The sequence below is a fragment of the Mycobacterium sp. NAZ190054 genome (assembly GCF_001545925.1).
In the GTDB taxonomy this organism is placed as follows: Bacteria; Actinomycetota; Actinomycetes; order Mycobacteriales; family Mycobacteriaceae; genus Mycobacterium.
In genome coordinates this window covers 1-12,909 of sequence record NZ_LMVQ01000081.1, presented here as the reverse complement: position 1 = coordinate 12,909, position 12,909 = coordinate 1, and the positions used below count along the sequence as shown (strand labels likewise).

Sequence of the window (12,909 nt, the reverse complement as noted above, 5' to 3'; positions counted from 1 at the left end):
TTTCCCAGTGCCGGGAGTCCAGCCGTGTGCTCTCCCGATCTAGTGGGCGTGGCCGAACCCGTGCAGCCACACCGTCCCCAGCCACCCAAAGATCACGACCACGACCCCCCCGACGGGGCCCCCCCCCCCCGGCCGGCCCGCCGCTCGACGTTCTACCGCCACACCGAGGGCTGGCTGCGGGTGGCCGGTGATTAGGCCGAGCCCGATCTTCCTGGCGCTGGTGGCGGTCACCGCCGCCGGCGGCGCGCTGGCCTGGACCTCGGCGGGGCAGATCCGGCCGGTGGCCTACGTCGGGGTGTTCGTGTTCGTGATCTTCGGCTGGCTGGTGACGCTGTGCCTGCACGAGTTCGGCCACGCCTACTCGGCCCACCGGTTCGGGGACCGCGACGTCGCGGGACGGGGCTACCTGACGCTCAACCCGCTGAAGTACTCACATCCGCTGCTGTCGCTCGGCCTGCCGGTGCTGTTCATCGCGCTGGGCGGCATCGGACTGCCCGGCGGTGCGGTCTACGTGCAGACCGCGTACCTGACCCGGCGGCAGAGAACCCAGGTCAGCCTCGCCGGGCCGGCCGTCAACCTGGTCTTCGCGGTGCTGCTGCTCGGCCTGACCCGGCTGCTGTACGACACGGCGCACTCGGTGTTCTGGGCCGGGGTGGCGTTTCTGGGCTTCCTGCAGGTCACCGCGCTGCTGCTGAACATGCTGCCGATCCCGGGGCTCGACGGCTACGGCGCGCTGGAGCCGCACCTGAGCCCGGAGACCCAGCGCGCGTTGCTGCCGGCCAAGCAGTGGGGGTTCTTCCTGCTGCTGATCCTGCTGATCGCCCCGCCGCTGAACCAGTGGTTCTTCGGCGCGGTGTACTGGCTGTTCGACCTGTCCGGGGTGCCGCCCACGCTGTCGGCCATCGGCGGTCAGCTGACCCGGTTCTGGTCGGCCTGGACCTGACGCTTGTCACATATGCGTCTTTACGCATATATTTCAGCTCATGGGCGCCGGACACGACCACAGCCACGGCGGTGACACCAGGGTGTCCCGCATGGTCCTCGGCGCGGCCATCCTCACCGTGTTCTTCGTCGTCGAACTGGGCACCGCGCTGGCCATCAACTCGATCGCGCTGCTGGCCGACGCCGGCCACATGCTCACCGACCTGGTCGCGATGTTCATGGGCCTGACCGCGGTGCTGCTGGCCAAGCACGGCAGCTCGTCACCGTCGCGGACCTACGGCTGGCACCGCGCCGAGGTGTTCACCGCCGTCGCGAACGCCGCACTGCTGCTCGGCGTCGCCGGGTTCATCCTGTACGAGGCCTTCGAGCGGCTCGGCGACGCGCCCGACATCCCGGGTGTCCCGATGATCGTCGTCGCGCTGGCCGGGCTGCTGGCCAACGCCGTCGTGGTGCTGCTGCTGCGCTCACACTCCCACGAGAGCCTGGCGGTCAAGGGCGCCTACATGGAGGTCGTCGCCGACACGGTCGGCAGCATCGGGGTGCTGATCGCCGGCATCGTCACCGTCACCACCCGGTGGCCCTACGCCGACGTCGTCGTCGCGGTGCTCGTCGCGCTGTGGGTGCTGCCCCGGGCCATCTCGCTGGCCCGGGCGGCGCTGCGGATCCTGTCGGAGTCCTCGCCCAGCCACATCGACGTCGAGGAGTTGCGGGCCGCGCTGCGCGCGGTGGACGGCGTCACCGAGGTGCACGACCTGCACGTGTGGACGCTGGTGCCCGGTAAGGACATGGTCACCGCACATCTGACCAGCGACCGGGACTCCGCACAGATCCTCGACGACGCGCGCGCCGTGCTGACCGCCCGCGGGCTCGACCACTCCACCGTGCAGGTCGAGCCGCCCGACACGGCCGCGGACTGCGAGTGCGAGAGCCAGAGGACCTAGCTGAGCCCGAGTTCGGCGCGCGCCGACGGATCGCAGTCGTCGAGCAGATCCAGGCAGCGCTGGTACTCGGGCAGTTCCCCGATCGCCTCGGCCGCACGGGCCAGTGCAGCGACGCAGCGCAGGAACCCCTGGTTGGGCTCGTGGGAGAACGGCACCGGGCCGAACCCCTTCCAACCGTTCCGGCGCAGCGCATCGAGGCCGCGGTGATAACCGGTGCGCGCGTAGGCGTACGCGGTGACGGCCTGATCGCTCTCGAGCGCCTGCTCGGCGAGCACCGCCCACGCGATCGACGCCGCGGGATGCGCCGCGGCGACGATGGACGGGTTCTCCGCCGCCTCGAGTTCGGCTTCCGCGGCGGGGTCGCCGGGCAGCAGCACAGGGTCCGGTCCGAGGAGATCGCCCATCCGAGTCATGGACCCCATTCTGCCGTGCGGGCGTGCGCGTCCGTCACCGCGGATCGCTAAGCTCCGCGGTATGTCGAACGCAGGAGGGCCTGACGGCTCGGACCAGGATCCGGCGTCGGCCGACGCCGAGACCGAGGTGCTTCCCGGGGCCGTTTCCGAGCACGAGCCGGCGACCGAGGTGTTCGCCCCGGCCGAGCAGCAGGAGGAGGACCCGAACCAGTCCGGCGAACGGCGTTTCACCGCGCCGTCCGGCTTCGACGCAGGCTCCACGACGATCATCAACCGACCGTCCGAGCCGGCGACCGAACAGTTCTCGGCGCAGAAACCTGCTGCGCCGCAGATGATTCCGCCGCGGGGTGACGCGCCCAAGCCGCCGCGGAAGAAGCGCAGCTGGGGCTGGGTGATCGCCATCGTGCTGGTGATCGCGGCGCTGGCGGCCGTCGCGATCCTGGGCACGGTGCTGCTGACGCGCGGGTCCACGCCCGGGGTCTCGCAGGAGGACAGGGTGCGGTCCACGATCCAGAGTTACGACGCCGCGATCGAGAAGGGCGACCTGGCGACGCTGCGCAGCATCACGTGCGGCGCCACGGCCGAGGCCTACAACAACCTGGACGACAAGAGATGGGCCGAGACGCACCGGCGCGTGGCCGAGGCCGGCCGCTACCCCGTGGTCGCCAGCATCGACCAGATCGTCATCAACGGCGACCACGCCGAGGCCAACGTGACCACGTTCATGGCCTACGCACCGCAGACCCGCTCCACCCGCAGTTTCGACCTGCAATTCCGCGACGACGAGTGGAAGATCTGCCAGGCCCCGAGCTGACGGGCCCGCGACTCAGCCCGCCGACACGCTCCGGCCCGCGCTGTGCAGGTCCTGGCACGCCTCCACCACGCGCTCGCTCATCGACGCCTCGGCCTTCTTCAGGTAGCTGCGCGGGTCGTAGACCTTCTTGTTGCCCACCTCGCCGTCGATCTTCAGCACGCCGTCGTAGTTGGCGAACATGTGGCCCGCGACCGGACGGGTGAACGCGTACTGGGTGTCGGTGTCGACGTTCATCTTGACCACGCCGTAGCGCAGAGAGTCCTCGATCTCGGATTTCAGCGAGCCCGAGCCGCCGTGGAACACGAAGTCGAACGGCTTGGAACCCTCCGGCAGACCCAGCTTGGCGGACGCGACCCGCTGCCCCTGGGCGAGCACCTCGGGTTTGAGCACGACATTGCCCGGCTTGTACACGCCGTGCACGTTGCCGAACGTCGCGGCGAGCAGATATTTGCCGTGCTCACCGGCGCCGAGCGCGTCGACGGTCTTCTCGAAGTCCTCGGCCGTGGTGTACAGCTTCTCGTTGATCTCGGCCTCGACGCCGTCCTCTTCCCCGCCGACGACGCCGATCTCGATCTCCAGCACGATCTTCGCCGCGGCGGCCTGCTTGAGCAGTTCCTGCGCGATCGAGAGGTTCTCGTCGATCGGCACCGCCGAACCGTCCCACATGTGCGACTGGAACAGCGGATTGCCGCCGGCGGCGACCCGTTCGGCCGAGATCGCCAGCAGCGGCCGGACGTAGGTGTCCAGCTTGTCCTTCGGGCAGTGGTCGGTGTGCAACGCGACGGTGATCGGGTACTTCTCGGCGATCACATGAGCGAACTCGGCCAGCGCCACCGCGCCGGTGACCATGTCCTTGACGCCCAGGCCGGAGGCGAATTCCGCACCGCCGGTGGAGAACTGGATGATGCCGTCCGATCCGGCGTCGGCGAAACCCTTGATCGCGGCGTTGACGCTCTCGGAGCCGACGCAGTTAATGGCCGGGAACGCGAACGAATGTTCCTTGGCGCGGCCCAGCATCTCGGCGTAGACCTCGGGGGTGGCTATGGGCATGACGGATCCTCTCGGCCGGTGGCAGCAGTATCTCAAGAACGGGCCGGGCTCACACGGTGAGAACCATCCGGTACCGGGCCCGGCCCGAGTCCATCGCCTCGTAGGCGTCCGCGGCCCGCGCCAGCGGCATCTCCTCGACCATCGCGCGCACCCCGGACAGCAGCGCGAAGTGCAGCGTCTCCTCCACGTCGCGCGCCGTGCCCGACGGGTGCCCGGTGACCGACCGTCCGGCGTTGATCAGATCGAGCGGGCTGATCGGCAGGTTCTCGGCGGTGACCCCGACGACGACGAGTTCGCCGGCCGGCCCGAGTCCGCCGACGGCCGCGGCCATCGCGGCCGCGTTGTTCGCGGTGGCCAGTACGACGGCCGCGCCGCCCAGCTTGGTCAGTTCCGCGCCGACGTCCTGCGCGGTCGAGTCGATGTAGTGGTGTGCGCCCAGCTGCGTGGCCTCCTCGGCCTTGCCGGTGCCCCGGGCGATCGCGACCGTCTCGAAACCCATGGCCCGCGCCCACTGCACGCCGAGATGGCCGAGGCCTCCGACGCCGAGGATCGCGACCAGGTCACCGGCCTTGGCGCGCGTCTGGCGCAGTCCGTTGAACGTGGTCACGCCCGCGCACCCCATGGGTGCGGCTTCGACGAACGACAAGCCGTCCGGGATCCGTGCCAGCGCGGTCACCGGGGCCGTCACCGACTCCGCGTATCCGCCCGGGTAGTGCCAGCTCGGTACCTGCATGCGTTCGCACTGCATGAAGAACCCCCTGCGGCACGGCACGCAACGGTTGCAGTTGCCGCCGAACCAGCCGACGGCCACCCGGTCACCGACGGCGAAGTCCTCGACGCCGTCGCCGACCTCGGCGACCGTTCCCGCGATCTCGTGCCCGAGCGTGACCGGCCACTGCAGACCGGGAAAGTGACCGGCGCGGAATTCCCGATCGGTACCGCACACCCCGCACGCTGCGACGGCGATACGGACGTGACCCGCGGGCGGAGGTTGGGTATCGACCTCGACGACGGTGAGCGCTTCGTTTTCGGCGGCGACCTGGACGGCCTTGTGAGAGGGCATAACCGACAGTAGGCCCGATCACAGCGATTCGGGGGCACGATCACACGCCGGTAACCTAGGGAGCCGTGGTCGTCGACACTCTTGCGCTGATGCCAGGTTTCCTGGAGCCGGTCAACCTACTCAACTCGTTCGGAACCTGGACGCTCGCGGGGCTGTTGCTCGTCGTCTTCATCGAATCGGGGCTGCTGTTCCCGCTGTTGCCGGGCGACTCGCTGCTGTTCACCGCCGGCCTGGTGGCCGCGGGCGGCTCCGAGGAGATCCCGCCGTTCGCGCCGCTGTGGGTGCTGATGCTCACCATCCCGATCGCGGCGATCCTCGGTGACCAGGTCGGCTACAACATCGGCAAGCAGGGCGGCACGCGCCTGTTCAAAGAGGACGCGCGGCTGTTCAAGCAGCGCTACCTCGACGAGGCGCACGAATTCTTCGAGAAGTACGGACCGATCACGATCTTCCTGGCCCGCTTCGTACCGATCGTGCGGACCTACGCCCCGCTGGTGGCCGGCGCCGCGGACATGCGGTACCGCACGTTCCTGATGTGGAACGTCACCGGCGGCATCGTGTGGGGCGCGGGGCTGACCCTGCTGGGCTACCTGCTCGGCCAGATCTCGTTCATCCGCGAACACGTCGACATCATCTTCATCATCATCGTCGTGGTGTCGGTCATCCCGATCGTCCTCGAGGTGACGCGCCGGCGGTCCCGCAGCAAGAACGGCGACCCCACCTCCGAGCCGACGCCCTAGGCGCGCGACGCTTCCAGCGCCCGGATCAGGCTCGCGGCGTCCCACGGCCCCCGGTGCCGTTTGCCGTTGACGAACAGCGTCGGGGTCGCGTTGAGGTCCATCGCGTCGGCGTCCTCGGCGTCGTCCTCCACCCGGTGCAGCACCTTCGACGAGTGCACGCGCACATCCTGGTCGAACTGCTCGATGTCGCAGCCTGCCGCCACCGCGTAGCGGTACATGTCCGACCACTCGAGGTCGTCCTGATGGGCGAACAGTTCCCGGGCCATCTCCCAGAACCTGCCCTGCAGCGCGGCCGCTTCACTGGCCCGCGCGGCGTCGAACGCGCGCGGGTGCGCACGCTCCAGCGGAAAGTGGCGCCACACGTACAGCAGCTCGTCGCCGAAGTGGGCGCGCACCTCGTCGATCATGCCGGTGGCCCGGCTGCAGAACGGGCACTCGAAGTCGCCGTACTCGACCAGGGTCAGCGGCGCGTCGAGTCGTCCGCGCACGTGGTCCCGCTCCGGGTCGACAGGCCGCAGCAGCGTCAGGCCGACGGGTTCGGGCGGGCTGAGCGCGTCGGTGATCCGGAAGACCGCCCAGCCGAGGACGAACGCGATCACCGACGCCGCGAGCACGCCGATGCGGGCCTGGTCCTGACGGCTCGGATCGGCGATCGCGATGTCGACGATGAACAGCGAGATCGTGAAGCCGATCCCGGACAGCGCCGCGCCGCCGGCGACCCGGCGCAGCGTCAACCCCGGCACGAGCACGCCCAGCCCGGTGCGCCGCACCAACCAGGTGGCGCCGGTGATCCCGACGAACTTCCCGAGCACCAGCCCGGCGATGATGCCCCAGGTCAAGGATGACCGCAGCGCCGTCGACAGGCTCTGCGCGTCCAGCACCACGCCGGCGTTGACCAACGCGAACAGCGGCAGGATCACGAACGACACCGCCGGGCCGACCGCGGTCTGCATCCGCTCGTTGATCGAGATGGACTCCCGCAGCGAGCGACTGGCCGCGCGCGCGTACTGCGAGTTCGGCGACTGCCGGAACGCGCGGATCTCGTCGACGGCCCGCTCGACGGGGCCGCGCTCGGGCGTGAACACCGGGATCAGCACCGCGACGGCGACGCCGGCCAGGGTGGGATGGATCCCGGCGAGGAACAACGCGATCCACAGCGCGACGCCGAGGACGGCGTAGGCCGGCCCCCGCGCGGTCGGCAGGCGGCGCACCAGCGCCAGCGCGACGAGCAGCCCCACCGCGACCAGCAACGGACCGACCTGGATGGCCTCCGAGTAGAACACCGCGATCACGATCAACGCACCCACGTCGTCGACCACGGCGAGCGTGAGCAGGAACAGCCGGACCCGGGCCGGGAACACCGGCCTGATGATCGCCAGCGCCCCGACCAGGAACGCGGTGTCGGTGGAGATCACCACACCCCAGGCGTGGGCGTTCTCGCCGGACGGGTTCAACGCCAGGAACACGACGGCGGGCAGGATCAGCCCCGCCGCGGCGGCGATGACGGGCACCGCGGCCCGCGACCGGTCGGTGAGTTCGCCGATGGTGAATTCCCGGGTCACCTCGAGCCCGACGATGAAGAAGAAGAACGTCATCAGCGCGTCGTTGACGATGTGCTTGACCGTCATCTCGACGTGGTGGCTGCCGAAACCGAGACCCACCTCGGTCTCCAGCAACGCCGAATAGACCTCGGCCCATGGGGAATTCGCCCACAGGATGGCGATGACGGTGAACGTCAGCAGCAGCGCTGCGGCGGTGTTGTCGGTGGTCTTGGTGGCCTGGCTGCCGCGGGTGAGCCGCGAGGGCAGCAGCGGGAAACCGCGCTGCGTGGCCGGTTCAGTCACTGTCACCTGCGGTCACAACGTGGGCGGCCTCAAGAAGCATCCATCCCGCCAGCTGCACCGACAGGTCGCGTTCGGGGATCTCCGACGAGTTGACCGCCCCCGCCACGAACTGTGCGTCCTTGGTGCCCGCGGCCGGCAGTTCGGCGTCGCGCTCCCAGAACGCGGCGAACAGCGGCAGGTCGTCGATCGTCTGGCGGTTGTCCCACGCCGCGCGCCCGGACGCGAGCACCAGCCCGGCCGCGGTGTCGCGGGCTTTGACGTCGGCCTCGGAGTCGCCGGGCAGTTCCGTCGCGACCAGCGCCAGGTACCGGGCGAGGATGCCGTGAAACAACCCGCCGTCACCGCCGCCGGCGCCCTTGATCACGCCGTCGGGCGCCATGTGCTCGGCGACCGCGGCCACCAGGCGGTGGACCCGCTCGGCGTGCCGGGGGTCGCGGGTGCGCACGGCGAGTTCCGTCTCGACGCCGAGCACGACGCCCTGGCAGTAGGTGTACTGGGCACGCACCAGCGAACCCGCCTTGATGCCGTCGAAGACCAGATGCGTCTCGGGGTCGATCAGGGTCTCGTCGATCCAGTCGGCCATCTGCTGCGCGCGTCGCAGCCGGTCGTCATAGCGGGCCAGGAAGATGGCAGCCGGCCCGTTGGCGGGTGCGTTGAAGAACTGGTCCTGTTTACGCCACGGGATGCCGCCGCCGTCCTCGGGCACCCAGGCGGTGAGGAACTGGTCGGCGAGCTTCTCCAGCGCCTTCGGCCGGGCCACCCCGGTCAGCCGGCCGGCACGCTCCAACGCCAGTGCCAGCCAGGCCATGTCGTCGTAGTAGTCGTTGGTCCATCTGCCGATGTTGCGCAGCCGGTGCCCGCGGATCTGACGGGCGATGGCGGTGAGCCGTTCCGGCCGGGGGTCGCGCACCTGCGCGTCGACCAGGTTGTCCAGCAGGTGCGCCTGCCACCAGTAGTGCCAGGTGCCGAACCGCCGGTGTGCGGTCGCGGCGGGCCAGGCGACCACCCCGAGCTGGGTGCCCGGCAGGCCCCACAGCCGTCTGAGGTGGCGCGTGGAGATCGCCGCTTCGGCGCTGGCAGCGCGGTTGGCCCACAACTGATCCATGCCGTCGATCCTGCCCTACCGACGGCCCGCAAGCCATGAGACATATTTGTCTTATGTGAGATAAGGTCGTCTTGTGTATGCCACCCGGGAGGAGCTGTTGCGCGCCGCCGCCGACTTCCTCGGCCGCCGCCCCAACGCGACGCAGGACGAGATCGCCACCGCGGTCGGCGTGAGCCGGGCGACCCTGCACCGGCACTTCGCCGGCCGGGCCGCACTGATGTCGGCGCTGGAGGAGCTCGCGATCGCCGAGATGCGCACGGTGCTCGACACCGTCCGGCTCGACGAGGGCACGGCCCCGGAGGCGCTGCAGCGCCTGATCGCGGCGTGCGAGCCGGTTTCGCCGTATCTGGCCCTGCTCTACACCCAGAGCCAGGACCTCGACGTGGACAACACCCTCGCCGCATGGCACGAGATCGACTCCGCGATCACCGAACTGTTCCTGCGCGGCCAGCGCGAGGGCCGGTTCCGTCCCGAGCTGCCCGCGACGTGGCTGACCGAGGCGTTCTACAGCCTCGTCGGGGGCACCGCCTGGTCCATCCGCGCGGGCCGTGCCGCGGCCCGCGACTTCGACCGGCTCATCGCCGATCTCCTGTTGCACGGGCTGAGCTCATGACCCGCCGCTGGCCGGCGCTCGGCGTCCTGACGCTCGCGGTGCTGCTGATCGGTATCGACGGCACCGTGCTCGCCCTGGCGACCCCGTTCATCAGTGCCGACCTGAGCACCACCGGGACCCAGCTGCTCTGGATCGGCGACATCTACTCGTTCGTGCTCGCCGCGCTGCTCATCAGCATGGGCAGCCTCGGCGACCGCATCGGCCATCGGAAGTTGTTGCTCTGCGGCGCAACGGCGTTCGCGATCATCTCGGCTGTCACCGCGTACGCCACGTCGCCGCAGATGCTGATCGTGACCCGCGCGCTGCTCGGCATGGCCGGTGCGACGCTGGCCCCGGCCACACTGGCGTTGATCCGCGGCCTGTTCCCCGATCAGCGGGAGCGCAGCATCGCCGTCGGCATCTGGGCGTCGGCGTTCTCGGCCGGTGCCGCGCTGGGCCCGGTGCTCGGTGGCGTTCTGCTGGAACACTTCTGGTGGGGGTCGGTGTTTTTGATCAACATCCCGGTGATGGCGGTCCTGCTCGCGGGCGGCCTGCTGTTGCTGCCCGAGCACCGCGATCCCGAGCCCGGGCCCTGGGACCTGCCGAGCGTGGCCCTGTCGATGGCCGGGATGCTCGGCATCGTGTACGCGATCAAGGAAGGCTTCACCGGCCTGACGCACGGTGTCGGCGGTGACCTCCTGGTGGCGGGTCTGGCCGGTGCGGCGGCGTTGACGATGTTCGTGCGGCGTCAGCTACGCCTGCCCGCGCCGCTGATCGACGTTCGCCTGTTCGGCAACCCGCGGTTCTCCGGCGTGGTGACGGCCAACCTGCTCTCGGTGCTCGGCCTGTCGGGGCTGGTGTTCTTCCTGTCCCAGTACTTCCAGCTCGTGCACGGATACGGACCGCTGAAGGCCGGGCTCGCCGAGTTGCCCGCCGCGGTGACGGCAACGGTGTTCGGTGTGCTCGCCGGGGTGGCGGTGCGCTACTTCTCGCACCGCACGGTGCTGACCACCGGGCTGGTTCTGGTCGGCGTCGCGATGGCCGCCCTCACGGCCTCGCTGCTGGTGTTCACCCCGATCGCGCCGTACCTGCCGCTGGGTGTCACGCTGTTCGTGGTCGGCGTCGGTCTCGGGCTGGCGTTCACGGTGGCCAGCGACGTGATCCTGGCCAGTGTGCCCAGGGAGCGGGCCGGCGCGGCGGCCGCGGTCTCGGAGACCGCCTACGAACTCGGCATGGCGCTGGGCATCGCATTGCTCGGCTCGATCCTCACCGCCGTGTACCGCACCGTCAGCGTCGCATCCGAGATCCCGTCGGGTGTGGCGACGTCGGCCCGCGACTCACTGCCCGGTGCGATCGACGCCGCGCGCTCGCTGCCGGGCGATCAGCAGCACGAACTGCTCGATGCGGCACGGACAGCCTTCACCCACGGTCTGGCCGTCGCGTCGAGCGTCGGGGCGGTTCTTCTGCTCGCCTCCGCGGTCGCGGTGTGGTGGCTGCTGCGGGACTCACCACGCGTGGCCGAGGTCGGCGTGCTGCCGGATCCAGGTGTGCATCGCGATCCCGGCGGCGACGCCGGCGTTGATGCTGCGGGTCGATCCGAACTGGGCGATCGAAACGGTTAGCGGCGCAGCCTGTTTCGCATCCTCGGTGATACCCGGGCCTTCCTGGCCGAAGATCAGCAGGCAGTCGCGCGGCAACGTGACCTCCTCGATGCGCGAGGCACCCGGGACGTTGTCGACGGCGACCACCGCCAGCCCGGCCGCGGCCGCGAAGTCGAGCAGTTCGGCGGTGGTGGCGTGGTGCCGCAGTCGCTGGTACCGGTCGGTCACCATGGCGCCGCGCCGATTCCAGCGGCGCCGCCCGACGATGTGCACGGTGTCCACCGCGAACGCGTTCGCGGTGCGCACCACCGCACCGATGTTCGCGTCGTTGCCGAAGTTCTCGATCGCGATGTGCAGCGGATGCCGACGGGCGTCGATGTCGGCGATGATCGCCTCGCGCGTCCAATAGCGGTACGCGTCAACGACATTGCGGCTGTCGCCGTCGCGCAGCAGATCCGGGTCGTACCGCGGGTCGTCGGGGGGCGGGCCCTGCCAGGGCCCCACCCCGGGGGCCTCGCCCCACTCGGTCGGGCCCGGACGGTCATCCATCGGTGGTCCACAGGGCCGCGTGCGTGCCCGTCAGCGACACGGTCGCGTACAGCAGGGCCGCGTTGATCTCGCCCTGCGTGCACAGCGACACCCCCACCTGCACGCTGTCGCGCGACGCGTCGGGCAGCACGAGCACCGAGGACCCGTAGACGCCGCACGCATGGCTCAGCCCCTTGCCGGGCAGCGTCGGCGCGGTGAGGACCATCATCGGACCGCCACGCCGGGCGGAGTCGTCGCGGTATCGCGCTGCCAGGCCGCTGATCTCGAGCCCGAGCAGCATGTAGCCGTCACCCCGGAACGCCGCCGGATCACCGAGCGCGGTGGGATCGAGCATCGCGCCGTCGGCGCGGAACGCGTCGACGCTCGTGGTCTTCAGCGCCAGCCCGGTGTCGGTGCCGGAGGTGGCAGGCAACCCGACCGGGAACGCGGCCGGGTAGGCGACGGTGGTGCCCGGCATCCGGTCGCGTGGCGAGTACACGTAGACGCCGCGGACCTGGGACTGGTCGCGCAGCGGGCCCAGACAGACGGTTCCGGTGAGACGGTCCGGGGTCGGCGCCGTCAGCGGCGTGATGTCGAGGTCGGTCACGTCGTCGCAGCCGCCGATCGCGTCGGCCTCGAGGGGGTGGGCCAGCGCACCGTAGAGGCCGAAGCGGAGGTCTTCGGGCGCGGCGTGCGGCTCCCCCTCCCGGGCCGGGGCCGCGTCGACGTCGACGAGCACGTTGTCGGCGTCGAATCTCAGGTTCGCCACCGACATGTTCCAACCCAGGATCTCCAGTGACTCACCGATCGTCGCGGTGGCCGCGGAGAACACGTCGTCGCGGCCGTCCGATTCGGCACATGACGTGACGGCGAGCAGGATCGCCGTCAGGATCGCGATTACCCGCACCGGTTCTCAGGTCCGCCCACGGCCCTTGCCCACCACTTTTGTCAACGCGCGCACGAGGTTTCGCGGGACGATGCGACTCCCGGTGGTGATCGCCTTGTATTGCAGGCCCGGGATGATCAGCACTTGGTCCTTGGCGATGCCGGCCATCGTCTCGCGGACCACGTCGTCGACCTCGAGCCACAGGAACGACGACAGGCCCCCCATGTCGATGCCGGCGCGCCGGTGGAACTCGGTGTGCACGAAGCCCGGGCACAGCGCGTGCACGCCGACCCCGGTGCCGCCCAGGCCGTTGGCCAGTCCTTCGGAGAACGACACCACCCAGGCCTTGGACGCCGAGTACGTCGACCCGCGCCCCGGCAGCAGCCCGGC

Annotated in this window: 14 protein-coding genes; 6 read left to right on the top strand and 8 right to left on the bottom strand. The window is 70.1% G+C overall.

Features of this window, described 5'->3' with window-relative positions:
* The first annotated feature begins 190 nt into the window (after positions 1–190).
* Together ASJ79_RS07650 and ASJ79_RS07645 are read left to right on the top strand one after the other, a co-directional pair.
* Positions 191–943 (top strand): site-2 protease family protein, encoded by a 753-nt coding sequence (locus ASJ79_RS07650; RefSeq protein WP_082753711.1) that lies wholly within the window; start codon positions 191–193, stop codon positions 941–943.
* A 40-nt stretch (positions 944–983) separates the two neighbouring features.
* Positions 984–1,883 (top strand): cation diffusion facilitator family transporter, encoded by a 900-nt coding sequence (locus tag ASJ79_RS07645; protein ID WP_067954122.1) that lies wholly within the window; start codon positions 984–986, stop codon positions 1,881–1,883.
* Here the strand turns inward: ASJ79_RS07645 and ASJ79_RS07640 are convergent.
* A complete protein-coding gene (locus ASJ79_RS07640; RefSeq protein ID WP_067954124.1) occupies positions 1,880–2,296 on the bottom strand; it encodes a DUF3151 domain-containing protein in 417 nt (138 codons plus the stop codon). The two genes, ASJ79_RS07645 and ASJ79_RS07640, sit on opposite strands and share 4 nt — an antisense overlap.
* A 61-nt stretch (positions 2,297–2,357) precedes the next feature.
* Between ASJ79_RS07640 and ASJ79_RS07635 the strand changes: the two genes are divergently transcribed.
* A complete protein-coding gene (locus ASJ79_RS07635) occupies positions 2,358–3,110 on the top strand; it encodes a hypothetical protein (RefSeq protein WP_067954121.1) in 753 nt (250 codons plus the stop codon).
* A 12-nt stretch (positions 3,111–3,122) separates the two neighbouring features.
* Here the strand turns inward: ASJ79_RS07635 and fbaA are convergent, their stop codons facing one another.
* Together fbaA and ASJ79_RS07625 are read right to left on the bottom strand one after the other, a co-directional pair.
* Positions 3,123–4,160 carry a class II fructose-bisphosphate aldolase gene (gene fbaA, locus ASJ79_RS07630; protein ID WP_067954120.1) on the bottom strand — a complete coding sequence of 346 codons (1,038 nt, stop codon included), beginning with the start codon at positions 4,158–4,160 and terminating at the stop codon, positions 3,123–3,125.
* A gap of 49 nt (positions 4,161–4,209) precedes the next feature.
* Entirely contained in the window at positions 4,210–5,223 is a 1,014-nt protein-coding gene (locus ASJ79_RS07625; RefSeq protein WP_067954119.1) for an alcohol dehydrogenase catalytic domain-containing protein, read from the bottom strand.
* Between the two features lie 89 nt (positions 5,224–5,312).
* Between ASJ79_RS07625 and ASJ79_RS07620 the strand changes: the two genes are divergently transcribed.
* Positions 5,313–5,963, top strand: coding sequence for a VTT domain-containing protein (locus ASJ79_RS07620; protein ID WP_197420119.1), 651 nt, complete (start codon positions 5,313–5,315; stop codon positions 5,961–5,963).
* Here ASJ79_RS07620 and nhaA read toward each other — a convergent pair.
* Both nhaA and ASJ79_RS07610 read right to left on the bottom strand, forming a co-directional pair.
* A complete protein-coding gene (gene nhaA / locus ASJ79_RS07615; protein ID WP_369803620.1) occupies positions 5,960–7,813 on the bottom strand; it encodes a Na+/H+ antiporter NhaA in 1,854 nt (617 codons plus the stop codon). The two genes, ASJ79_RS07620 and nhaA, sit on opposite strands and share 4 nt — an antisense overlap.
* Positions 7,800–8,912 (bottom strand): glycoside hydrolase family 76 protein, encoded by a 1,113-nt coding sequence (locus tag ASJ79_RS07610; RefSeq protein ID WP_067954116.1) that lies wholly within the window; start codon positions 8,910–8,912, stop codon positions 7,800–7,802. Before ASJ79_RS07610 ends, nhaA begins: the two co-directional genes overlap by 14 nt.
* A 73-nt stretch (positions 8,913–8,985) precedes the next feature.
* On the opposite strand from ASJ79_RS07610, the gene ASJ79_RS07605 reads away from it, so the two are divergent.
* On the top strand, positions 8,986–9,525 hold the full coding sequence (locus tag ASJ79_RS07605) for a TetR/AcrR family transcriptional regulator (RefSeq protein WP_067954115.1): 540 nt from the start codon (positions 8,986–8,988) through the stop codon (positions 9,523–9,525).
* A complete protein-coding gene (locus ASJ79_RS07600; protein WP_067954114.1) occupies positions 9,522–11,126 on the top strand; it encodes an MFS transporter in 1,605 nt (534 codons plus the stop codon). Before ASJ79_RS07605 ends, ASJ79_RS07600 begins: the two co-directional genes overlap by 4 nt.
* On the opposite strand, the gene ASJ79_RS30780 is transcribed toward ASJ79_RS07600, so the two are convergent.
* The 3 genes from ASJ79_RS30780 to ASJ79_RS07585 all read right to left on the bottom strand — a co-directional run.
* A complete protein-coding gene (locus ASJ79_RS30780; protein ID WP_082753710.1) occupies positions 11,010–11,654 on the bottom strand; it encodes a TrmH family RNA methyltransferase in 645 nt (214 codons plus the stop codon). The two genes, ASJ79_RS07600 and ASJ79_RS30780, sit on opposite strands and share 117 nt — an antisense overlap.
* Complete coding sequence (locus tag ASJ79_RS07590) at positions 11,647–12,540, bottom strand: hypothetical protein (protein WP_067954112.1); 894 nt, start codon at positions 12,538–12,540, stop codon at positions 11,647–11,649. The genes ASJ79_RS30780 and ASJ79_RS07590 overlap by 8 nt, the downstream gene beginning before the upstream one ends.
* A gap of 6 nt (positions 12,541–12,546) precedes the next feature.
* Positions 12,547–12,909: SDR family oxidoreductase (locus ASJ79_RS07585; RefSeq protein ID WP_156448324.1), on the bottom strand; the 363-nt coding region annotated here is incomplete at its 5' end.

Bases quoted from the DNA above. Each gene is read 5' to 3' on its own strand.
- ASJ79_RS07645 (WP_067954122.1), top strand. From the start codon at position 984: ATGGGCGCCGGACACGACCACAGCCACGGCGGTGACACCAGGGTGTCC.
- ASJ79_RS07640 (WP_067954124.1), bottom strand. From the start codon at position 2,296: ATGACTCGGATGGGCGATCTCCTCGGACCGGACCCTGTGCTGCTGCCC.
- ASJ79_RS07635 (WP_067954121.1), top strand. From the start codon at position 2,358: ATGTCGAACGCAGGAGGGCCTGACGGCTCGGACCAGGATCCGGCGTCG.
- fbaA (WP_067954120.1), bottom strand. From the start codon at position 4,160: ATGCCCATAGCCACCCCCGAGGTCTACGCCGAGATGCTGGGCCGCGCC.
- ASJ79_RS07625 (WP_067954119.1), bottom strand. From the start codon at position 5,223: ATGCCCTCTCACAAGGCCGTCCAGGTCGCCGCCGAAAACGAAGCGCTC.
- ASJ79_RS07620 (WP_197420119.1), top strand. From the start codon at position 5,313: ATGCCAGGTTTCCTGGAGCCGGTCAACCTACTCAACTCGTTCGGAACC.
- ASJ79_RS07610 (WP_067954116.1), bottom strand. From the start codon at position 8,912: ATGGATCAGTTGTGGGCCAACCGCGCTGCCAGCGCCGAAGCGGCGATC.
- ASJ79_RS07600 (WP_067954114.1), top strand. From the start codon at position 9,522: ATGACCCGCCGCTGGCCGGCGCTCGGCGTCCTGACGCTCGCGGTGCTG.
- ASJ79_RS30780 (WP_082753710.1), bottom strand. From the start codon at position 11,654: ATGGATGACCGTCCGGGCCCGACCGAGTGGGGCGAGGCCCCCGGGGTG.